We start from the raw sequence: 21235 nt of genomic DNA, 5'->3' as shown, positions 1-21235 counted from the left end.
ACTCCCGCCTGACGTCGGCAAACAGCTGCCTTCCCCCTCAGCTGTACAGCTGCCATGCGTTAACCTGAGGCCATGGTTGAGAAGACATACATAGACGAAGTCATCGTCCGCTGCTCAGGCGGCGGGTACTACCGGACACGTTGGATCCCCTTGGTGTCGTTCAAGTCAATCCGTCTCGGCGCTTACCGGTACCAGAAGTGCCCGGTCCACGGACGGTGGGAAACGGTGGGGATCGTCGACGACGAGGACCTGAGCCCAGAGATCATCAGCGAAGCCGACCGGTACCCCGCTTCCCGCATCCCCTGACCGGCACCGGTTGTCCTGTGACCGGCACCGGTTGTCTTGAATTCCTGGAGCGGGATCCGGCGAGCGGCCCTTCCTCTCTCCTCCGAAGCGTCGGTTACTCAGCCGCGCAGCCTCACTTCGAGTTCGTCGCTGCCCTGCGCGCCGCCTCGGCGGCTTCGACGGCATCGGCCCGAATGGTTCGGCGCAGGATCTTGCCCGAACTCGTCTTCGGCAGCTGATCGATGAAGCTCACCTGGTGCGGAGCCTTGTATGAGGCGAGCTTCGTGCGGCAGAACGTCATGATCTCCTCCGCGGTCGCCTCGGCGCCGGGCTGCAGGGTGACGAAGGCCGCGACGTCCTCTCCGCGGTAGTCGTCGGGAATGCCGACGACGGCGGCCTCCTGGACAGCCGGGTGCATGTAGAGGACGTCCTCGACCTCACGCGGCCAGACCTTGAAGCCCGAGGCATTGATCATGTCCTTCTTCCGGTCGACGATGAACAGCCAGCCGTCCTCGTTCATGAAACCGACGTCACCGGTGTGCAGCTCACCGTTCGGGATCTGCTCGGCAGTGGCCTGCGGATTGTTGAGGTAGCTCGAGACCACCTGCGGACCGGAGATCGCGACTTCGCCGACCTCATCCGGGCCGACTGGTTCACCATTGTCGTCGAGGATGCGGATCATCGCGTCGGGCTGAGGGAGGCCACAGGCGAGGTTGCCGCTGTCAGGGTCGACCGGCGCCTTGAAGCCGCGGGGGACGGTAGCGACCTGGGCGCAGGTCTCGGACAGACCGTAGCCCTGTCCGACATAGATCTTCGCGCGTTCCTCGAACTTATTCACCAGCCCCTCCGGCAGCGGTGCGCCTCCGGACATGAGCGACTTGAACGATGCGAACTTCTCCGCTGCGAAGTTCGGATGCGCCAGCATCGCCGTGTAGATCGTGGCGGGACCGGCCATATACGACGGCTTCTCTCGAGCACACAGGTCGATGAGCGAACCGGGATCGAACCGGTAGTTGAGGCTGAACCGGGCAGCGCCGGCCACGGCCGCGAGGAACTGGCAGATGAAGCCGGTGATGTGGAACAGCGGTGCGAGGGAGACGAATCCGTCGCCGACTTCATGGTCGGTATTGCGCAGGCAGTACCGGGAGTTGCTCGAAATGTTCGCATGCGTTGCCGCAGCGCCCTTCGACCTTCCGGACGTTCCCGACGTGTAGGCGATGAGCCCGAGGTCGGACGGTTCGGGGGAGTGCGGGGTGAAGTCGGTGCTGAGGTTGTCGGACACGACCGCGGAGAACTCGAACCGGCCGTCTTCGGCGGGAAGATCTGCGAAACGCGGCATCTGAGCGAACATCCCAAAGATCGCTTCCGGCCCTTCGGTCTGGAAATTCCGGTCGTCGTTGAGCACGACGAGGGGGAGATCCGCTGCGTAGTCCTTGACCCGGTCGAGGTAAGCCGCCTGAGAGACGACGAGCCCTTTGATCTCGGAATCGGCGAAGATGTGTGTCAGTTCCCCGCGATACATCGGGTTGAGAGGAACCACCGTGCCGCCGGCCTTCCAGATCCCGTAGGTCGAGACCACGAAGGCGGGAGAATTCTGATCGTAGATGCCCACGCGATCACCGGGCCCGATGCCGTGTGCGGTGAGGAAAGCGGCGAAGGCGGTCGACCACTGGTCGAATTCGGCCCAGGTGAGGCTGAATCCGTAGTAGTTGATGCCCTCGGCATCCCCGTGGGCCGCCACGGTCGCTGCCAGGTCGGCCAGCGGGGTGGAGTCCGGGAGCACATACGGTTCCTGAGCGACATCTCCCAAGGTGGTCAACCAGGGGCGGGAGTCGAACCAACTGTTCGTCATTGAACATCCTTTCTCGGCGTAACCGGGCCCGCACATCATCAGGCGGGCCCGGTGGTGTTTCACTGTATCGCGGCCGACGTGGGATCAGCCGCGGTACTTCTTGAATTCATTGCGGGCGATCGACCGCTTGTGCACCTCGTCGGGGCCATCGGCCAGACGCAGTGTGCGCATGTGCGCCCACAGCCTCGCCAGCGGGAAGTCGTCGGTGACGCCGCCTCCGCCGTGGACCTGGATGGCCCGGTCGATGACCTTGAGCGCCATGCTGGGGGCGACGACCTTGATCTCGGCGATCTCGTTCTTCGCGACCTTGTTGCCGTACTTGTCCATCATGTCCGCGGCATGCAGGGTGAGCAGTCGGGCCTGATCGATCTCGATCCGGGACTCGGCGACCCAGTCCTGGATGTTCGCCCGGCTCGAGAGCTTCTCACCGAAGGTCACCCGCTCCTCGGCACGCTTGACCATGAGCTCGAGTGCGCGTTCGGCGGCCCCGATGGCGCGCATGCAGTGGTGGATGCGTCCGGGACCCAGACGGGCCTGGCTGATGGCGAAGCCTTCGCCCTCACCCTTGAGGATGTCCTTGAACGGCACGAGCACATCCTCGAACACGATCTCGGCATGCCCTTCCCGGTCCGCATAGCCGAAGACGGGAAGGTTGCGGACCACATTCACCCCGGGGGCGTCGATGGGCACGACGAGCATGGACTGCTGCCGGTGCACCTCGGCGGTGGGATCGGTCTTGCCCATGACGATGAGCACACGGCAGTTCGGGTGCATGCCGTTGGAGGCGAACCACTTCCGCCCGTTGAGCACGAAGCCCTCGTCGGTGCGGTCCATGCGCATCTCGACGTTTGTGGCATCGGAACTGGCCACGGCCGGTTCGGTCATCGCGAAGGCCGAGGCCATCGTGCCCTCGAGCAGAGGGCGCAGGTACTTCTCCTTGTGCTCATCGGTGCCGAAGAGGGTGAAGACCTCCATATTTCCGGTATCCGGGGCGTTGCAGTTGATGGCCTCCGGCGCGATCTCGATGCTGCGACCGGTGATCTCGGCCAGGGGCGCGTATTCGAGGTTCGTCAGGCCCGGGCCCCATTCGGGGTGCGGGTGGAACAGGTTCCACAGTCCCTGCCTCTTCGCTTCTGCCTTGAGGTCCTCGAGGATCTGCGGCTGCGTGTGCGGACTGGCCGCGGCGGCCATCTGCTCGTGGTAGATCGGTTCGGCTGCGTAGACGAATTCGTCCAGGAACGCCGTGAGGCGTTCCTGATATTCGCGTCCCCGTTCGGTCGTTTCCAACACGTGGGCTCCTTCTGCTTCGTTGTGGTTCGTCGGGTTCGGTGAGGATCAGAGGTCGTTGAGACGTGCTTGGTATCGCGACATGCCGCGCAGCCACCGGTCGTAATCGCTGCTTTTCATCCGGTACATCTCGAGCACTTCGGGGTGGGGGAGGATGAGGAACTGCTCGTCTTCGACCGCGTCGACGACGATGGTCGCCACCTCTTCGGCTTCGAGCACAGTCCCCGCTGAGGTCACTGCCTTCTGTGCTGCACCCCCGTCGGTTCCTGCGGCATCGAGGAGGTTCGTGTTCACGCCCATCGGGCAGATCACCGAGGCGCGGATTCCGTCCTCGCGGTACGTCATGGCCAACCATTCGGCGAACCCGACCGAGGCGTGCTTGGTCACCGAATAGGCGGCCGACCCGATCTGCGTGAGCAGACCGGCCGCGGAGGCAGTCGCAACGAAATACCCCGAACCGGCTTCCTGCCAGCGCGGAACCAGGGCCTGGGCGGCACGGACGTGAGCACGTAAGTTCACATCGATGATCGTGTCCCAGTCCTCATCGGAGTCCCCGAGCATCCCCGGACCGATGATCCCGGCATTGGCGAAGTATGCGTCGACCCCGCCGAGGCGGTCATCGGCGAAGGCGATGAGCTCGCTGATCCCGGCCACCGAAGACACGTCCCCGGTCCACGCGTGAGCGCTGCTGCCGAGCGCGGCCGCGGTGTCAGCGACGCTGGGGGAGAGATCGGCGAGGACGACCGCGGCACCGCGGTCGATGAGTTCGGCGGCCAGGGCGGCACCGATCCCACCAGCGGCACCGGTGACGATGACTGACTTACCGGACACATGCGAGGTCATGATCTCTCCAGGAGTTCGAGGGCTTGGCGGGCAAGGTCTTCGACGCCTTCGCCGGCGACTTCGGGATCGAGGTCGAGGTCGCCCATCTTCCCCGTCGCCAGGCGGGTGTAGACGCCTTCGCGGATGCAGGCGAGCTTCCACATCGCGAACGCGGAGTAGTAGCCGACGTCGTGGACTTCGTGGCCGCTGACCTCCTGATAGCGGTCGATGAGTTCGGCCGTGGTGGGAAACCCGTCTGAGGCCCGCGGAACCCAGATGCTCGTGTACTCCTCGGGAACGGTGAGCATTGCGACGAAATAGCCGAGGTCGGTGAGCACTTCACCGATGGCGGTGAGTTCCCAGTCGACGACGGCATTGACCGCGCCGGTCGGGGAGAAGATCATGTTGTTGGGTTTGAAGTCTCCGTGCGCGATTCCCACCGGGGACCCGGCCGGATCGGGCATGGCCTCGAGCAGCGCATCGTGGACCTCGTGGATGGCTGGGGTCTCGCGCATGGCGATCGCCTCGACCTGTCCCAGCCAGCGTCGCAGCTGTCGTTCGATGAGTCCGCCGGGTCGTCGCAGATCGGACAGGCCGACCGCGTCGATGTCGACAGCGTGGATGGCCGCCAGTGCGTCGACCATTGCGAAGGCACAGTCGCGTCGGTTCGTCTCCGGCAGCTCCGCCCAGTCAGCGGGAGTGTTGAGCGGGGAACCGGGGCAGTGGTCCATGAAGACGAAGGGCACGTCGAGGACCTCGGGATCGTCGACGATGTCGAGGACACTCGGCACCGGGACGGCACTGTCGGACAGGGCCGCCATGATCCGGCCCTCGCGGGCGACGTTGTGTGCGCTGCCGCCCTCGTGGCCCAAGGGCGGGCGGCGCAGCACCCAGCGGGGTCGACCGTCGACGGTGATGGTGAACGTGAGGTTCGAACGCCCGACGGACATCACTTCGACGTCGTAGTCGCTGATGCCGAACCTGCGTTCGATCCATCTGCCGATGCGCTGCGCATCGAATCCTGCCGGTTCCTGCGTCATCCTTGACCTTCCCGAGTGAACAATCGTTCAGTTGAGTTCACAGTATTCAAACCATGCGAGGGAGTCAAGCGGTGAAAGTGATCACGGTCACTGCCTCCGATGTGATAGAGGTGAAGTGATCACCGACACCGAGGCCGGGGTGGCCCCGTGTGTGACCAAGCAACAGTGAGGACACTATGAAAGCCATTCGCGTCACCGCTCTGACCGGTCCCGACGATGTCGAATTCGCCGAGGTGGAGCGTCCGGTCCCGGGACCGGGACAGGTGCTCATCGAGGTTGCGTATGCCGGGGTGACCTTCCCTGAGCTGCTGCAGACTCGCGGCATGTACCAGGTCAAGCACGACCTGCCCTTCACGCTCGGATCCGAGGCCTCCGGAGTCGTCGTCGAGGTGGGGCCGGACTCCCGCTATTCCGTAGGCGACCGGGTTGCGGCGATCACGGGGTCGGGCACGTTCGCCGAATACCTCGTCGCCGGTGACGAAGCCACGGTGAAGGTCCCCGACGCTGTCACGCTCGCCGATGCGGCCGGCATGCCGATGAACGTGCTCACCGCCGACTTCGCGCTGCGGGTGCGAGCGAATGCGCAGCCAGGTCAGAGCCTGCTCGTCCATGGCGCCGCCGGCGGTCTCGGCTCGGCGGCAGTGCAGCTGGGTCTGGCCATGGGGCTCGACGTCATCGCGGTCGTCTCGACCGAGGCGAAGGCCGAGGCGGTGCGTGAACTCGGTGTGAGCCATGTGGTCTTTGCCGAGGGCTTCAAGGATGCGACGAAGGAGATCCGCCCGAAGGGCGTCGATTTCGTCTTCGACCCGGTCGGGGGAGATCGTTTCACTGACTCCACGCGCGTACTCGCCCCGTTCGGACGCCTGCTCGTCCTCGGCTTCACGGCTGGGGAGATCCCCTCGATCAAGGTCAACCGACTGCTGCTCAAGAACATCTCCGTCGACGGCGTCGCCTGGGGTGCGGCGACCTGGGGCAGCCCGACCTATATCCACGAGCAGTGGGAGGCTGTGGGGGAGCACCTGGCGGCCGGACGCCTCAACCCGCTCAGGCATGCGACCTACCCGCTGACGGACGCCGCCTCTGCGCTCAGGGAACTCGACGAACGCTCTGTCCGCGGCAAGGTCATCCTCGAAGTCGCCGGGGATTGAGCCGTGGACGTCTGACCGGGGCTTCTTCGGCGACGAACTGGTCCCGATAGGCAGCGGACCGAGACCACTCCGGCCCCTTGGACTCAGATGACCGACGGCGCTGCAGGCGAAGATTTCCGCTGCAGCGCCGTCGGTCGGGTCGGGCGTAGGCGATTCGTCAGGTCGACGCGTCGATCACTTCGCTCCGGAGAGCACAGGCTCATCGAAGACGATGTCGGCGCCCTCTTCGGGCAGACCGCATCCGCGCAGTGAAGCGCCCTTGGTCTCCTTCATGAACAGCGCCGCGATGAAGCCGATGAGGCAGGCGCCCATGACGAAGTAGGCCGGTATGAGTGTGTTGCCCGTGGCGCCGATGAGCGCCTCGGCCGCCGATGGCGCGGTGCCGCCGAACAGTGCGGTCGAGACGTTGTAGGAGATCGCGAAGCCCGCGAAGCGCACGGGACCGGGGAACATCGCCGGGAACGTCGCCGAGATCGTCGAGATCTGCGGAATGTAGAGGAGTCCGAGGACCGCCAGGCCGACGAGGGCCCAGACGAAGCCGTTGGCCATGAGCATGAACATCGGGATCGCTGCGACGAAGAGTCCGATGAGGGAGAAGTACCAGACGGGCTTGCGCCCGACCTTATCGGAGAGCATTCCGCCGAAGGGAATGAGAATCATCATGAACGCCTGAGCCAAGAACATCACGGTCAGCGAGGCATTCGATCCCATGCCGACGGGCCCCTGGAGATAGGCAGGCATATAGGACAGCAGCGTGTAGTTCACGACGTTGACCGCGACGACCATTCCGCCGAGGATGAGCAGCTGCTTCCAGTGGTCGGTGAACAGAATGCGGAAGACTTCCTTGACCGACTTGCCCTGTTCGGCGTTGTCGAGTTCCTCGTAGACGGGGGACTCATCGAGCTGCGAACGCATGTAGAGCCCGACGACGCCGAGGACACCGGCGAAGACGAACGGGATCCTCCAACCCCAAGCCATCATGGATTCTTCGCTGAGGCCCAGCTGCAGGAGCAGGACGAAGAGCGAACCGGCGGCCATTCCGGCCAGAGTGCCGAATTCGAGGAAGCTGCCGAAGAAGCCGCGGCGCTTGTCAGGTGCGTATTCGGCCATGAAGGTCGCGGCTCCGCCGTACTCGCCTCCCGAGGAGAAGCCCTGGATGACGCGCAGCAGCACGAGGATGATCGGTGCAGCGACGCCGATCGTCGCGAAGCTGGGCAGCAGTGCGATGCAGAAGGTCGATCCGGCCATGAGCAGGATCGTCAGGGCCAGGACGCGCTTGCGACCGAGCCGGTCGCCCATCGGTCCCCAGACGATGCCGCCGAGGGGGCGGAAGATGAAGGAGACGGCGAAGGTCAGCAGCGCCAGGAGTTGGCCGTGGCTGCCGGGAAAGAAGTGCTCGGTGATGTAGACGATGGATACGGCGTAGAGGCCGTAGTCGAACCATTCGGTGGCGTTGCCCAGCGCAGAGGCGCCGACGGCTTTGCGCACCGTCTTGAGGTCTGCCTCGGCAGGGGCCTGGGCGTCAGGATGTGTGTTGGGGTTACTCACAAGATCCTCCGATCGTGCAGGGCCATCATCGAGGTGGCCCTCAAGAGAGAAGCGACTACGAACGCTACGAGCATCGACGGGGCCTTTCAACGTGCCGGGTCTGTCAAGCCGGCGGCGTGTCTACGTCGACCTCCGAGGAATGTGAGCGTCTGACCTGGGGAAATACTCTGCCGACGGGGAATCGGCGCCCCCACGGGGTTTCCCAGGAAACTCTTCAGTTATCGTTATCTGAATTCTCTTGACACAAAGTCTCTTTCATGGCTGACTTCGTGCTGAGCGAAGTACGGAGTAGTGTTCGCGCTTTGGTGCTTCGCATCGACATCGGATCTCCCCGGCGCTCGGACGGACCCTTCGCCCGCGCAGCGATTTCGAACCGGTCGACGCCCCCTGGCGCTCGCCCGAAAGACGCGGGAAGATAGGGCCATGACGGAAACGAACGCGGATACATCAGTCATCTCTGACAGGGCCACGATGCGGGCCATCAGCCAGGACGAGCTCGGAGGCCCCGAAGTCCTCCATGAGGTCGAGCTGCCCGTCCCGAAGCCGGGCCCATCCCAGATCCTCGTCCGCGTCCACGCCGCTGGTATGAACCCCACGGACTGGAAACACCGAGGCCACCGTGCCTTCCTCCCAGCACCGCCGTTCGTCCTCGGCTGGGACGTTTCCGGTGTCGTCGAGGCCGTGGGCATCGGAGTCACCCTGTTCAAGCCCGGCGACGAAGTCTTCGGCATGCTGCCGTATCCCTTCGGTGTGGGGGCCCATGCCGAATTCGTCCTCGCCCCGACCCGTGCCTTCGTCCCGAAGCCGGAGGGCATCGACCATGTGCAGGCCGGGGCGATCCCCCTTGCGGCTCTGACTGCGTGGCAGGCTCTCGTCGACACCGCCGAGATGGCAGAAGGCGACCGAGTCCTCATCCATGCCGCTGCGGGAGGAGTCGGCCATCTGGCTGTGCAGATCGCGAAGGCCCGGGGCGCCTATGTGATCGGAACTGCGAGCGCACCGAAGCACGGCTTCGTCCGTGATCTGGGCGCGGATGAGGTGATCGACTATCACGAGGTCGACTTCGCCGAGGCAGCGCAGGACATCGATATCGTCCTCGACACGATCGGTGGGGAGTACCAGCCGCGTTCGCTGCAGACGATGAGAAGAGGCGGAATCCTCGTCTCGACCATTCCGATCCCGTTGGAGGGCATGTCCGAGCAGGCCGCAGCGCAGGAAATGCGCATCGAGAACATCCTCGTCGAAGCCGACCATGCAGGAATGACGGCGATCGCCGATCTCGTTGAAACCGGTCAGCTGCGTGCCTCGATCGCCGGCACGTTCCCCTTGGAAGAAGCGGCCAGGGCGCACGAGGAGCTGCAGACCAATCGCACGGCAGGCAAGCTCGTCCTGACAGTCGTCTGAAAACGCCGGAGTGAGGGACACATCACGGCGCCTTCGTTGCCCGAATGCGAAACGCAGGCCCTAGACTGGGCCGCTGCGAATCCCGGCAGAACGATCGATGGCAACGTGCGGCCCCACCTCGAACAGCGGTTCGGTGGAGCCCGAAAGGCAGCAGAGACATGGACAGGACCGAAGCAGAGCCGCGATCAGTTGAGCAGGAGACGCCGCCGGCCGCGGTCGAGGACGGTGCGGCTCCCGAGGTGAGGACGCGCGGACGCATCGACTTTCCCGTGGCTGGCGCCAGCGTCGGCATCATCGGGCTCTTCGTCGTCTTCGCACTCATCCTCCCCGAGCAGATGTCATCGTGGGTCGGCACCGCATTCGCTGCGTGCGCGGACATCTTCGGCATGTACTGGCAGTTCCTTCTGCTGGCGACATTCCTCATCGCTCTCGTCCTCATCTTCACCCCCTGGGCCAAGGCGAGACTGGGCAGTCAGGAACGGCCGGATTTCAATCGCTTCAGCTGGATCGCCATGATCATGACGACCCTGCTCGCTGCCGGAGGAGTCTTCTGGGCGGCGGCCGAACCGATGTACCATTACGCGACGACCCCGCCGTACTTCACCGACAGCGGCAGCAGCGGTTTCGACGCCGTGGCCGCCGCACTGGCCACGAGCTTCATCGACTGGGGGTTCCTCGCCTGGGCGATCCTCGGCTCACTGGGAACGATCGTGATGATGCGTGCCGCAGAGAAGGGCATGCCGCTGCGCCCGCGCAGCCTGCTCTACCCCGTCCTCGGCAAGCGTGCCGCCACCGGACCCATCGCCGCCGTCGTCGACGTCGTCTGCATCATCTCCGTGGCTGCCGGAACGATCGGTCCCGTGGGCTTCCTCGGCCTGCAGGTCTCCTACGGGCTGAACTCCCTGTTCGGCATTCCCGATATCTACCCGGTGCAGCTGGTCGTCATCGCTGTGCTCACGGCCGTTGCCGGGGTCAGCGTCTTCTCCGGTGTCAGCCGAGGAATCAGATTCCTGTCCAGCGCCAACGTCTGGATGGCTCTGGGTCTCATGGCCGCAGTGCTTGTGCTCGGCTCGGCCTGGTTCGTCATCAAGAGCTTCTTCGGCGGTTTCGCTCTGTACATGACCGACTTCTTCAGCATGACGCTCTATCGCGGCGACACCGAGTGGCTTTCGGGCTGGACGGTGTTCTTCTTCGGCTGGTTCCTCGGCTATGCGCCGCTGATGTCGATCTTCGTCGCCCGCATCTCCAAGGGACGCACCGTGAGGGACCTGCTCATCAGCACCACTGTTCTGCCTCCGATCGCGACGACCTTCTGGTTCACAGTCCTCGGAGGAACCGGCATCTTCCTCGAGCAGCAGTCCGCCGGGTCGATCTCCGGACCGTTGACGGACGGAGGACTGCCCGCCGCAGTGATGGCCATCAGCGACAACCTGCCGCTGTCGTTGCTCATCAGCCTCGGATTCCTCCTTCTGACGATGACGTTCGTGGCGACGACCACGGATTCCATGTCGTTTGCCATGTCGCAGTCGTGCATGCGGACTGGTGAGCCGTCTCCGAAGCTGCGGGCGACCTGGGCGCTGCTCATCGGCATCACCGCCGCAGTGCTCATCAGCCTCGGCGACGGCGGGGTCGACGCCCTGCAGTCGGCGATCGTCATCACGGCCGTCCCGGTGGCCTTCGTCATGCTGCCGTCGCTGCTCGCAGCGCCGATCTATGTCAGGCAGATGGCCAAAGAGCAGGACCACGCCAAGGAGCAGAACCGAGCCGAGTAGGGTGTTCCCCATGCCCACTCTTCCTCACCGGACCGATGCCGTTTCGCCAGTGCCCGGCAACGACCGGACCTGGATCGCGATCGTGGCATGCGGCGTCGTCGCGGCGATGCATGTGTGGAAGCTGCCCGGCGCGTTGACTTTCATCCGCCAGGATCTCGGGATGAGCCTGGTCCAATCCGGGACCTTGCTGGGGATCGTCCAGGTCGGAGCGATGGTCTTGGGACTGAGCGGCTCCATCCTCTCCGAACGCATCGGTCTGCGCACGACGATGCTCGTGGGGCTGTCCATGCTCTCGCTCGGCTCACTCGTCGGTGCCCTCTCGCAGCAGACCTGGCAGCTGATGACCACTCGCGGCTTCGAAGGCATCGGATTCCTGCTCGTCACCCTCGTCGCACCACCACTGATCCGTCAGAACACGAGTCAGGGCCGGGCCTCGGTGGCGATGGGATGGTGGTCGGCGTTCCAGGGCATCGCCGTGTTCCTCGCCGTGCTCGTCTCCACAGTTCTCCTCGATGGCATGGGCTGGGTGAACTGGCAGTTCTGGTGGATGGTCATGGGGGTGCTCACCGCGGCGATGATCCCCATCAGTCTGCGGACGGTGCCCGGCGATTCGACGCATTCGGTTGATCTCGGGCCGGCGCTGTCGAAGATCGGACACACCCTGAAGACGCTGATGCCGTGGATCATCTCCCTGATCTTCGCCTGCTACACGCTGCAGTGGGGTGCGATCATCGGATTCCTGCCGGACATCGTCGGGGGGCACAGCGGCCTCGTCGTCGGCCTGGCCACGGCCGTCGTCGGCGGAGTGAATGGTGTGGGCAATGTGATCGCCGGACAGATGCTCAATCGCGGCGTGAGACCTCGCGCGATGGTGATGACGGGTATGACCAGCATGGTCATCACCACTGTGGTCATCTTCGCTCCGGACTGGTCAGCTGTGTCCGGGGGAGTCTGGATCCAGCTGGCGGCGGCCGTGGTGTTCTCCGGAGTCGCCGCGCTGATCCCGGCGACCGTCACCCGGATCGCCGTGGATGCGGCGCCGGCAGACGGATCCGCCTCTGCGGTGATGGGGCTGATGATCCAGGTCTACAACGCGGCGAACTTCATCGGACCGGTCGTGCTCACCTCGATCGCCGCGGCGGCCGGGAGTTGGCAGCTGTCCTGGGTCGTCACGGTCGGTGCTTCGCTCATCGGCGCCGGTCTTGGTGCTGTCTTCCTCAATTCGCGGCGGCTGACCATGTCCTTCACAGGTTGATGCGGCTGTGCGGCTGCCTCTCGACTGCCGCCGAGGAGCTCAGCCGTACCATTCCTTTTGGGCGGCACCGAGTTCGAGCTCGGCTGACAGCCGTCATGGCACAGTGCGCGGGCCGTCCTCATCGATCCAGACCCAGCCTTCGGGCATGGGTGCCCAGGCCGGCACATCGCGGTCGGCCTTGGAGCTGTCGGCAAGCACGATGACGCTGCGGGCGTGTTCAGCGATGAGCTCTTTGGTATGAGCTTCGTCGAGCGTGGGTTCGCCGAGCCCCTTGGCAGGATCGACGGCATCAGCGCCGAGGAAGGCGATATCGACGTGGATCCTGCCGAGGGCATGATCGCTCAGCGCCCCCGTCGTTCCATGCGACTTGGTCGAGACCTCGCCGCCGACCATGATCACCTTCGGGCCCATCGGCACGGCCAGCGCCAGAGCGATCTCCAAACCGCGGGTGACCACGGTGAGATCGCCTCGACTGCGGATGCGCTCGGCCAGACGCACAGTGGTCGACCCGGCGTCGAGGAAGATGGTGCGCACACTCGGATCGCTCAACCGGGCCAGAGCCCATGCGGCGATCGCGTCTTTGGCCTCGGCCTGGAGCTCCATGCGCTGGCCCAGCGGTGGCTCGACGTAACCGGCGGCGGTGGCACCGCCGATGGTGCGGATGACATCCCCGGCGTCGTCCATGTCGCGCAGGTCCCTGCGGATCGTCGACTCAGAGGTGTCGAGTTCTCGAGCCAGACGGGAGATCGTCCACGAGCCGGTCTTGAGCAGAGCGAGGATCTCCTCGCGCCTCTTCTGCGTGCCTGTGCGAATCGCCATGATGCACTCCTCAGCTCGGCAGGTACTCCGCTCGGATGCCGTCGACGAAGGGCGCGTAGCCGATGGCAGCCCGGTAGGCCGAGCGCATGGTTCCCGCATCGGCGAGCCCCTGCCCGGCGATGTCGAAGGCAGTGCCGTGATCGACCGAGGTGCGCAGGATCGGCAGCCCCACGGTGACCGAGATCGTCCCGTCGAAGTCCCAGGTCTTCGACGCGATATGGCCCTGATCGTGGTATTGGGAGAGGATGCCGTCGTACCGTCCGGTCAGTCCTTGGTGGAAGACGGAATCGGCAGGAACCGGTCCGGCGACTTCGAAGGCTCCGGCGCTGTTGACCTTCTCGACGGCGGGGCGCAGGATCTCGATCTCTTCATCCCCGAAGGCCCCGTTCTCACCACCGTGCGGGTTGAGAGCGGCGACGGCCAGCCTCGGCGAAGGGACTCCGTAGAGCTGGAGGGCCCGGTGGGCGCGTTCGATCGAATCGACCTGGGTGTCGACGGTAAGCGCGTCGAGGGCCTTGCGCAGCGACATGTGACGGGTGGCGAAGAAGATCTGCAGCTTGTGGTCGGGAACCTTCGTGTTCTCGACGACGAACATCGTGTCCTGCTTCGTCACTCCCGTGAGCTCGCCGAGCATCTCCGTGTGCCCGAGGTGCTTCGACCCGGACTCCCACACGGCCTCCTTGTTGATGGGGCCGGTGACGATGCCGGCGATCTGCTGGGCCATCGCCGCTTCGGTCGCGAGCTCGATGGCGGTGACCGCGGCCCGACCGGCACGGGCATCGACGACGCCCCAATCGGGCAGGTCATCGCCGAGGACTCCGATGTCGAAGACGTCGATGACTCCTTCTCCGGCGGATGGAGTGGACCAGTCGGAGATGGCGCGCAGCTCCACATCGAGGCCGAGCACCTCGACGGCGCGCTTCATCACCGACAGATCGGCGACGGCGATTCCATGCTGATCGTCGCGGCCGGCGAATTCGGCGAGGACCTGGGCGGTGATCTCCGGTCCGATTCCGACCGGGTCGCCTACCGTGACGGCGAGTGCTGGTGGGGTCATGTCGTACTCCTCAGTGTTGTTGTGGACGGATCGGGTTATCAATGGTCAGGGACGTGTGGCTCGGGATGCGGTGCTCAGGTGGTCAAGACACATCGCAGCAGTCGAGGAGTCGCCGATGAGCCCGCCCTTCGTCACGATCGGCAGCCCCGCGGCTGAGCCACCGGCGATGCGCCCGCCGACGGCCAGGGGGATGATCTCCGCATCGATCTCCATCCCGACAGCGCCGAGTTCGCTCAGCACCGCAGCGGTGACGTCTCCGCCCGTGGTGTACAGGCCGGCAACGGCGTGCGAGTCGATGACCTCAGAGGCGATGCGGGCCAGCCGCAGCGGAATGAGCTCAGACTGCTCGTCGCTGAGTTCGCGCAGGTCCGTGGCATCGACGACGGTGGCGACGATGATCGCACGCGCCGAGGTGACGGAGCCGACGGCGGCACAGGTGGCCTCGACGTCGGGCAGACCCTCGGAGTCGAGGACTGCTCGCATGACGGTGATGGAAGGGTCTTCGGAGAGTTCGGCCAGCTGGTTGCGGGTGACTTCGGTGGCCGATCCTGAGACGCCGAAGAGGATGCTGCCGGTGCGGTCGGGCAGGAGCGCTTGCGCCAGGGCCAGGGTGCCCGGACCCGGGTCGATGGCGACCCACCGGAGCCCTTCGCCGGCATTCAGCCCGGCCGCCGCCCGTGCGCTGCCTGCCGTCGCTTCGGCCGGACTGTTCGCGATCTCGCGCGTGAGTTCGGCGACGACGTCCCCGATGAGATCGACGTGCTCGGTGGTGAGAGCATCGACGATGATCACCTCGGTTCCGGCAGCGATTGCGCCAAGGAGCGCGGATCGGATAGCGGTCCGGCCGGAGAGCACGGTCGCCAGGTCGATTGTGCGGCATTCGAGGTCGGTTCCGGTCGCGAGGACGTCGGCGACAAGCGAGGTCGTCACGGGGGAGCGGACGTCGTGGCGCAGCTCCGTGTCTTCGAGCAGCCGACCATGCATGAGCTGCCGGCCGCCGACGGTGACGCGTCCCGAGGAGGGGAAGGCCGGAATGCACATGCCGACGACACGATCGGCAGCCCGACCACCGGTGCTCGTCGCCTCGGACTCGAAGGACCGACGTGCGGTCTGCAGGTCCGATTGTGTGCGCAGGGCCGCCTCGGCGGTGGCGCCGACATTGCCGCGCAGAGTCGTGTCGATTCGACACGAGAGAATGTCGACCTCACCGGCGGCGCGGATGATCTCCTCGGTGATCGCCTGCGCTTCGGCCGGCGGCAGATGCCGGCTATTGGCGTTGACGACGATGGCATCGTACTCATCCAGAGCCGCAGTGATGGAGACGGCCCGGCCGGTGCCCGTGATGGTCATCGTGCGCAGACCCGCCTCGGCGAAGAGCGCACCGCAGGCGTTTCCTCCGGTGAGGTCGTCGGCGATGATGAGGATCCGGGAGTCCGACTGGGCGTGGCCGGGGCCGCTGTTCCCGTTCTGCTGGTTCATACGACCAGGTCGAGCACGAAGAGGAGCGGAATGGAACCTGCCCAGACGGCGGTGGTGATGCCCGACCAGCCCTTGATGGCGTTGATTCCGTCGAGACCTGAAAAGCGGGTCACGACCCAGAAGTATGAGTCGTTGAAGTAGGAGAAGACCATCGAACCGGCGGTGCACGCCATCACCGCCACCAGGGGGCTGAGTCCCAGAGGGGCGACGAGAGGGGCGGACACAGAGGCGGCGGTGATCATGGCGACCGTGCCCGAGCCCTGCGCCACTCGGACGAGCGAGGCGATGAGGAACGGCACGAGGAGCGCCGGCAGGCTGATCGACGCGATCGCCTCGGCCAGGGCGTCGCCGACACCGGATTCGGTGAGCACCATGCCGAAGCTGCCGCCGGCACCGGTGATGAGCAGGATGAGGCCGGCTGAAGCGGCGCCTTCGGCGAGCCAGTTCTGCACATCGTTCTTCGGTGTCACCCGGGGCAGCAGCGTGTACACGGCGAGGACGAGCCCGATGATGAGGGCGACGACGGGGTTGCCGAGGAAGGCCAGGGGAGCGACCCACGCTGAAGGCTCGTAGGCATCTCCGGCGAGTTCTCCCTGGGCATTCTTGTCGATCGCTGTCGACACGGTGTTGGCGACGATGAGCAGCAGCGGCACGATGAGAGGGAGGAAACCGAGGAAGGCTCCGGGGCTCTTCCGCGAAGTCGCAGCGGTCTCATCGGTGGGGGTGGTCTCGGCATCGTCTCCGGTGACGGTGTCGACTCCGCTGCCACCGGTCGGGTGCGGCCCGGCCGATCCCGCTGCGACGCGTCCGTAGACATCGTGCCTGACCTGGGAATTGAGGAAGGGTTCGAGCTTCGGACCGATCCAGCGGGCGTAGATGACGACGACGGGCAGGAGGACGACGGTGAAGATCAGTCCGGTGAGGATGACGGCACCGATATCGGCACCGAGGATGCCCGTCGCCGCCAGCGGCCCCGGTGTCGGCGGCACCATATGGTGCGTCAGCGTCATTCCGCAGCCCAGCGCCAGTGCGAGGGTGATGTACCCGCCCCTCTTGACTCGGGCGATCGACCGGGCCAGCGGGTTCATGATGACGTAGCCGGAGTCGCAGAAGACCGGAATCGACACGAGGGAGCCCACAGTGCCCATGGCCCATGGTTCCCGTCCCTTGCCGAAGGCGCGGAGGAATGCTCGTGCGAGGGAGTCGGCGGCGCCGGAGACCTCGAGGATCTTGCCGATTCCCACACCGAGGCCGATGACGATGCCGATGCTGGCGAGGGTGTTGCCGAAGCCGGTGGTGATGGCGTCGACGAGTGAGAGCAGATCCTGGCCGGCGACGATGCCGGTGACGATCGATGCGACGAGTAGGGCGATGAAGGCATCGAGTCGGGTGGCCAGGACGATGACGACGATCGTCACGATGCCGGCGACGAGTGCCAGGATGAGTTGCAGGTCCATGTGTGTCCTCCGCGGTGAGGCCGGTCCCGTTTCAGGGCCGGGGTCGATCCGGGGTGACTCTCGCAGCGTTCCCGCTGTCCGAGAGTCTGAGCGTCGACATGGTGCCGACGTTCGCCTGTCGAACCAGATCATCGGATGCCAAGTTGAGCAGTATGAGCAAGTATTGCGCATACATGAACATTTATGCAATGTACTGCGGCGGCTTTTCGTTTCGAAGCGCGGCCGGTGGCAGGCGCTGCGTCCGACCGCGGAGTGTCGACGCTTGCAATGCAATCGATTGCAAAAATGTGACTGACGCTATAGCGTTCTCATCATGTCTAATAGAAGGACTCAAGGACGAGCCGCCGGAAAGAGGAGGCCGAGAACCGCTGCGGAGGGGAGCCGCCCGATGGATCAGAGCGCAGAGGACGAAGCGTCGACAGGTGAGACAGCGGCACGTGCGCTGCCGGATTGGGCGGACCGACTCGCCGCATCCCGAAGGACACTCGATTCCCTGCGGGATCCGGATTCCCGAGCGCGCGGCCTCAACGCGATCGTCGACGTGGACGCGAGCCGGGTCGATGAGACGGTGATCGAATCGGCTGCCCGCCGAGGCTCGCCGCTGGCGGGACGCATCGTGGCCATCAAGGACATGATCGACGTCGCCGGAATCGCCACTCGGTGCGGCTCGGATCTGTGTGCAGGGGAGCCGAAATCCGGGGACGCCGAGGTCGTAGCCGAGCTGCGCCGATCCGGGGCGATCGTCGGAGTCAAGACGACCACGCACGAGTTCGCCTACGGTCCCACCGGAGATGTGACGAACAGCGGACCTGTTCTCAATCCGCACGATGACACTCGGATGGCGGGCGGATCCAGCGCAGGGTCGGCGGCGCTGCTGGGCGAAGGTTCTGTCGATCTGGCGTTGGGAACGGACACCGGAGGTTCCGGGCGCACGCCGGCCGCCTTCTGCGGAGTCTATGGTCTGCGACCGACCTCGAACTCGCTGAGTTCGGTAGGCGTCTTCCCGCTTTCGAAGAGCCTCGACACGGTCAGCCCGATGGCCGGAAGCGCGGAAGGGCTGAGTGATCTGTGGACGGCGCTCACCGGAGAGATGACCGAAGTTCCAGCCGCTTCTGCCCGGCTGACGATCGCCGAACCCGAAGGTGGTCAGTGGTCACATCTGCAGCCCGAGGTCGCCGAGGCGATCGTGACCGTCCGCTCCAGGCTTGCCGAGATGGGACACCGGATGACGAGGAGAGAACTGCCTGAGACTGCACGAACCATCGAGCTCTACGGTCTCGTCCAAGGCGCCGAAGCCGCTGCTGTGCACAGCGAGAACATGGCCGACCATCCCGAGCTGTTCCAACCAGAAGTCCGCGGCCGGCTCGAAAGCGCACGTGAGATCCCTGGGTGGCAGTATGTCAACGCCCTTGAGGAACTGACCACCATGCGCGAGCACTCCGATGGGGTCTTCGGCGGTGCGGACATTCTTCTGTGCGCAACGACGCCGGTGGCGGCTCCGCCGGTCGGCGCTCGCGCCGATTTCGCCGCAGGACGATCGACGGTGCGTGAAGTGGCACTGCATCACACCATTCCCTTCAGCGTGCTCGGCCTGCCTGCCGTGAACATCCCTGTATGGGGCGCGGGGCGACCGCTGCCCGTGGGCGTGCAGCTGATTTCCAGATCCGGAAGTGAAGGTCAGCTTCTCGCTCTTGCCGAGGCCGTCGGCGACCTGCGCTGCGCGGACTGAGCAGCCGCTGGGGCGAAAACCACCACCTCGGCGGTGGAGGAAGTCGCCTCAGCAGGAGCAATGCACGTGTGCAGCGAGGAGAACAGGCGCCGATGTTTGTACGATAGGAAGATGCAGAGTCCACGCGGTTCCGAGGGTAGGCGAGCCAGCCGCATCACCATGGCGGATATCGCCGCTGCCGCCGATGCCGACGTGTCAACGGTCTCGCGCACGCTGGGCCGGGAACGGGATTCTATCCGAACCCAGAAGGGCAGGCGCATCTGGGAGATCGCCGACGAGCTGGGCTATTCGCCCAATCTCACCGCTTCGTCGCTGCGGACGAACACGACCAGACTCATCGCCGTCTTCGTCCCACGTCTGCGCGATGAAGTCCTCGCCCTCATGTACGAGGGGATCGAGGAAGAGCTGCAGGGGCAGGGGTACCAGTGCATGGTGCTCTCGACGGGGGATGATCCGGAGGTTCAGCTGGCCAAACTCGACGTCGCGATTCAGCGCGGGGTCGACGGGATCCTCTTCGGTGATGCGATGGTCGGGTCCCAAGTGCTGTCCAAGGTCGAGAAGGCCGGTATCCCGTATCTGCTCTTCAACCGTCCCCTTGAAGGGCACCGGTCAGTGACCTGCGATGACTTCCACGGGGGAGTCCTGGCCGCCGAACATCTCATGGAACTCACCGATGGTCCCCTCGTGGTGTACAGGGCGATGGACTACGCCGAGAACCTCGTCAATCGGTCCGAGGGATTCATCCGAACGGTCAGAGAACAGGGTCGGACCCCGATCGACGGGCTCCACCTCAACGGCGGGATCTACGCCGAGGACGGAATCCTGGCGGCTCGGGAGATGATCGCAGAATGCGACGCACCCTTCGGCGCCTTCGTCGTCAACGACACGGCAGGGATCGGCGCTCTGGGCGAATTCTCGCGCTCCGGTCTGACTCCGGGAAGCGATGTATTCGTCGTGGGCTTCAATGACATCTCGTTGGCCAAGGCCACTCCGATCGCGCTCTCGACGATCGTCAGCCCCACCCGCGAGCTGGGACATCTGGCAGCCTCCTCACTGCTGAGGATCATCGGCGGGGGCGATCCGGAGTCGGTGCAGCTGCCCGTGGAGCTGGTGGTGAGGGAGTCATCTGTTCCGCTCGCGAACCAGCCGTGAACGCACGGGCTGCCCGGTCGCAAGGAACGACCGGGCAGCAGGGCGTGCTCGGTTCGCACAGAGAACTCGGATCATGTGGCGCGGGCGATGTGCTCGGGAGGTCAGGTGCGTTCGACGCGGCCGTGCTTCCAACCGCTGATGTCGATGCCGAATCGGCTGCGGACATGGGCGAGCAGCTCGTCGATGTCGTCGAAGACGAGATGCGAGCCGTTCCGGCCGCGCAGCGCCCACCGGTCCTGCATGGTCACAAGTGTCTGACCGGGAGGCAAGGCAGAGCGCAGCTGCCCCAACAGCCGATACTTCACGCCCTTCTCATTGATGTGGGCCGTGGCCTCCGACACTGCCCGTGACGAATTGCAGGCACCGCACATCAGGGCATCACATCTCCGCTGTTGGGTCCCAGCGTCTGCCCGGTGTAGAGATCGCCCCCGGGAGAGGACGCCAGAAGGAGTGCTGTCGGAGCCACTTCCTCCGCAGTACCGAAGCGACCGATCGGCAGCTCGGCCTGTTTTTCGCGCTTCCACTCATCGCTGAGGCCGTCGACCAGAGGCGTGTGGATCGGGCCGGGAGCGATCGAGTTGACGAGGATGTTCTCAGGAGCCAGCTCGAGGGCCATCGCTTTGGTCATGCCGATGACGCCGGCCTTTGCCGCGACATAGTGGGTCAGTCCGGTTCCACCCTTGATCCCCAGCTGCGAAGCGACGTTGATGATCCTGCCGCCGCCTCGGCGCTGGAGGTGCGGCAGTGCGAAGCGGGCGGCGAGGAAGACTCCCTTGAGGTCGATGTCGATCGTCCTCTCGAACGTTTCGACGCTCATTTCGGCCAGCGGAGTCTCGTCGAGTGTCCCCGCCGCCGAGACCACGATGTCGAGCCCGCCGAGGCGCTGCGCCACGCGATCGACCGCGGATTGCATCGATTCGGCGTCCGTGACATCTGCGGTGACAGCGATGGCGGTTCCGCTGTTCGACAGCGACGCGGCAGAGGCTTCTGCCGCCTCGCTGTTGATGTCGAGGACGGCGACCGCGGCTCCCTGCTCGACGAAGAGCTGGGCGATCGCGGCTCCGATTCCGCTGGCGCCTCCGGTGATGAGCGCGACCTTGGACTTCAGCTGTTCCTGTGTCATGTGTTC

The 21235-nt window shown here is 65.1% G+C and carries 18 protein-coding genes; 7 read left to right on the top strand and 11 right to left on the bottom strand.

Annotation, left to right across the window (positions count from 1 at the left end; translation table 11 throughout):
- The first annotated feature begins 72 nt into the window (after positions 1 to 72).
- Complete coding sequence (locus tag ACSE4D_RS02225; RefSeq protein ID WP_436326617.1) at positions 73 to 306, top strand: hypothetical protein; 234 nt, start codon at positions 73 to 75, stop codon at positions 304 to 306.
- Between the two features lie 112 nt (positions 307 to 418).
- On the opposite strand, the gene ACSE4D_RS02220 is transcribed toward ACSE4D_RS02225, so the two are convergent.
- The 4 genes from ACSE4D_RS02220 to ACSE4D_RS02205 all read right to left on the bottom strand — a co-directional run bounded on the left by ACSE4D_RS02220 (position 419) and on the right by ACSE4D_RS02205 (position 5286).
- A complete protein-coding gene (locus ACSE4D_RS02220) occupies positions 419 to 2137 on the bottom strand; it encodes a class I adenylate-forming enzyme family protein (protein ID WP_436326616.1) in 1719 nt (572 codons plus the stop codon).
- Positions 2138 to 2221: 84 nt separating this feature from the next.
- Entirely contained in the window at positions 2222 to 3427 is a 1206-nt protein-coding gene (locus ACSE4D_RS02215; protein ID WP_436326615.1) for an acyl-CoA dehydrogenase family protein, read from the bottom strand.
- A 45-nt stretch (positions 3428 to 3472) separates the two neighbouring features.
- Positions 3473 to 4267 carry an SDR family oxidoreductase gene (locus tag ACSE4D_RS02210; RefSeq protein WP_436326614.1) on the bottom strand — a complete coding sequence of 265 codons (795 nt, stop codon included), beginning with the start codon at positions 4265 to 4267 and terminating at the stop codon, positions 3473 to 3475.
- Positions 4264 to 5286: a phosphotransferase family protein gene (locus tag ACSE4D_RS02205; RefSeq protein ID WP_436326613.1), complete on the bottom strand. Its 1023-nt coding sequence runs from the start codon at positions 5284 to 5286 to the stop codon at positions 4264 to 4266. Before ACSE4D_RS02205 ends, ACSE4D_RS02210 begins: the two co-directional genes overlap by 4 nt.
- A gap of 176 nt (positions 5287 to 5462) precedes the next feature.
- Between ACSE4D_RS02205 and ACSE4D_RS02200 the strand changes: the two genes are divergently transcribed.
- Entirely contained in the window at positions 5463 to 6434 is a 972-nt protein-coding gene (locus ACSE4D_RS02200; RefSeq protein ID WP_436326612.1) for an NADPH:quinone oxidoreductase family protein, read from the top strand.
- A gap of 174 nt (positions 6435 to 6608) precedes the next feature.
- Here ACSE4D_RS02200 and ACSE4D_RS02195 read toward each other — a convergent pair whose 3' ends face one another.
- Positions 6609 to 7982, bottom strand: coding sequence for an MFS transporter (locus tag ACSE4D_RS02195; RefSeq protein ID WP_135537991.1), 1374 nt, complete (start codon positions 7980 to 7982; stop codon positions 6609 to 6611).
- A gap of 423 nt (positions 7983 to 8405) precedes the next feature.
- Here ACSE4D_RS02195 and ACSE4D_RS02190 point away from each other — a divergent pair, with 423 nt between their 5' ends.
- From ACSE4D_RS02190 to ACSE4D_RS02180, 3 genes are all read left to right on the top strand, one after another.
- Positions 8406 to 9386 (top strand): NADP-dependent oxidoreductase, encoded by a 981-nt coding sequence (locus ACSE4D_RS02190; RefSeq protein ID WP_205683302.1) that lies wholly within the window; start codon positions 8406 to 8408, stop codon positions 9384 to 9386.
- 158 nt (positions 9387 to 9544) lie between these two features.
- Positions 9545 to 11158, top strand: a complete 1614-nt coding sequence (locus ACSE4D_RS02185) for a BCCT family transporter (protein ID WP_436326611.1) — start codon at positions 9545 to 9547, stop codon at positions 11156 to 11158.
- A gap of 10 nt (positions 11159 to 11168) precedes the next feature.
- Complete coding sequence (locus tag ACSE4D_RS02180) at positions 11169 to 12413, top strand: MFS transporter (RefSeq protein WP_436326610.1); 1245 nt, start codon at positions 11169 to 11171, stop codon at positions 12411 to 12413.
- Between the two features lie 93 nt (positions 12414 to 12506).
- Here ACSE4D_RS02180 and ACSE4D_RS02175 read toward each other — a convergent pair whose 3' ends face one another.
- The 4 genes from ACSE4D_RS02175 to ACSE4D_RS02160 are packed head-to-tail and all read right to left on the bottom strand — an operon-like array spanning position 12507 to position 17225.
- A complete protein-coding gene (locus ACSE4D_RS02175) occupies positions 12507 to 13232 on the bottom strand; it encodes a DeoR/GlpR family DNA-binding transcription regulator (RefSeq protein WP_436326609.1) in 726 nt (241 codons plus the stop codon).
- A 10-nt stretch (positions 13233 to 13242) separates the two neighbouring features.
- Positions 13243 to 14289, bottom strand: a complete 1047-nt coding sequence (gene pdxA / locus ACSE4D_RS02170; protein WP_135537998.1) for a 4-hydroxythreonine-4-phosphate dehydrogenase PdxA — start codon at positions 14287 to 14289, stop codon at positions 13243 to 13245.
- Between the two features lie 45 nt (positions 14290 to 14334).
- A complete protein-coding gene (locus tag ACSE4D_RS02165; protein ID WP_436326608.1) occupies positions 14335 to 15768 on the bottom strand; it encodes a four-carbon acid sugar kinase family protein in 1434 nt (477 codons plus the stop codon).
- The gene (locus tag ACSE4D_RS02160; protein WP_436326607.1) at positions 15765 to 17225 is read right to left on the bottom strand and encodes a GntP family permease; all 1461 of its coding nucleotides are present in this window, start codon (positions 17223 to 17225) and stop codon (positions 15765 to 15767) included. The genes ACSE4D_RS02165 and ACSE4D_RS02160 overlap by 4 nt, the downstream gene beginning before the upstream one ends.
- 388 nt (positions 17226 to 17613) lie before the next feature.
- Between ACSE4D_RS02160 and ACSE4D_RS02155 the strand changes: the two genes are divergently transcribed.
- Positions 17614 to 18954 carry an amidase gene (locus ACSE4D_RS02155; RefSeq protein ID WP_436326606.1) on the top strand — a complete coding sequence of 447 codons (1341 nt, stop codon included), beginning with the start codon at positions 17614 to 17616 and terminating at the stop codon, positions 18952 to 18954.
- Between the two features lie 111 nt (positions 18955 to 19065).
- Positions 19066 to 20106, top strand: a complete 1041-nt coding sequence (locus tag ACSE4D_RS02150) for a LacI family DNA-binding transcriptional regulator (RefSeq protein WP_436326605.1) — start codon at positions 19066 to 19068, stop codon at positions 20104 to 20106.
- A gap of 101 nt (positions 20107 to 20207) precedes the next feature.
- Here the strand turns inward: ACSE4D_RS02150 and ACSE4D_RS02145 are convergent, their stop codons facing one another.
- A complete protein-coding gene (locus tag ACSE4D_RS02145) occupies positions 20208 to 20447 on the bottom strand; it encodes a hypothetical protein (RefSeq protein WP_135538006.1) in 240 nt (79 codons plus the stop codon).
- 29 nt (positions 20448 to 20476) lie between these two features.
- Positions 20477 to 21229, bottom strand: a complete 753-nt coding sequence (locus ACSE4D_RS02140) for an SDR family NAD(P)-dependent oxidoreductase (protein ID WP_425120004.1) — start codon at positions 21227 to 21229, stop codon at positions 20477 to 20479.
- Between the last annotated feature and the right edge of the window lie 6 nt (positions 21230 to 21235).

It is taken from the genome of Brevibacterium sp. FAM 27836 (genome assembly GCF_051351055.1).
Lineage (GTDB): Bacteria > Actinomycetota > Actinomycetes > Actinomycetales > Brevibacteriaceae > Brevibacterium.
This window is presented reverse-complemented; position numbering and strand designations above follow the sequence as displayed.

Bases quoted from the DNA above. Each gene is read 5' to 3' on its own strand.
- ACSE4D_RS02165 (WP_436326608.1), bottom strand. From the start codon at position 15,768: ATGAACCAGCAGAACGGGAACAGCGGCCCCGGCCACGCCCAGTCGGAC.
- ACSE4D_RS02160 (WP_436326607.1), bottom strand. From the start codon at position 17,225: ATGGACCTGCAACTCATCCTGGCACTCGTCGCCGGCATCGTGACGATC.
- ACSE4D_RS02180 (WP_436326610.1), top strand. From the start codon at position 11,169: ATGCCCACTCTTCCTCACCGGACCGATGCCGTTTCGCCAGTGCCCGGC.
- ACSE4D_RS02140 (WP_425120004.1), bottom strand. From the start codon at position 21,229: ATGACACAGGAACAGCTGAAGTCCAAGGTCGCGCTCATCACCGGAGGC.
- ACSE4D_RS02200 (WP_436326612.1), top strand. From the start codon at position 5,463: ATGAAAGCCATTCGCGTCACCGCTCTGACCGGTCCCGACGATGTCGAA.
- ACSE4D_RS02205 (WP_436326613.1), bottom strand. From the start codon at position 5,286: ATGACGCAGGAACCGGCAGGATTCGATGCGCAGCGCATCGGCAGATGG.
- pdxA (WP_135537998.1), bottom strand. From the start codon at position 14,289: ATGACCCCACCAGCACTCGCCGTCACGGTAGGCGACCCGGTCGGAATC.
- ACSE4D_RS02210 (WP_436326614.1), bottom strand. From the start codon at position 4,267: ATGACCTCGCATGTGTCCGGTAAGTCAGTCATCGTCACCGGTGCCGCT.
- ACSE4D_RS02155 (WP_436326606.1), top strand. From the start codon at position 17,614: ATGGATCAGAGCGCAGAGGACGAAGCGTCGACAGGTGAGACAGCGGCA.
- ACSE4D_RS02220 (WP_436326616.1), bottom strand. From the start codon at position 2,137: ATGACGAACAGTTGGTTCGACTCCCGCCCCTGGTTGACCACCTTGGGA.
- ACSE4D_RS02225 (WP_436326617.1), top strand. From the start codon at position 73: ATGGTTGAGAAGACATACATAGACGAAGTCATCGTCCGCTGCTCAGGC.
- ACSE4D_RS02175 (WP_436326609.1), bottom strand. From the start codon at position 13,232: ATGGCGATTCGCACAGGCACGCAGAAGAGGCGCGAGGAGATCCTCGCT.
- ACSE4D_RS02150 (WP_436326605.1), top strand. From the start codon at position 19,066: ATGCAGAGTCCACGCGGTTCCGAGGGTAGGCGAGCCAGCCGCATCACC.
- ACSE4D_RS02190 (WP_205683302.1), top strand. From the start codon at position 8,406: ATGACGGAAACGAACGCGGATACATCAGTCATCTCTGACAGGGCCACG.
- ACSE4D_RS02185 (WP_436326611.1), top strand. From the start codon at position 9,545: ATGGACAGGACCGAAGCAGAGCCGCGATCAGTTGAGCAGGAGACGCCG.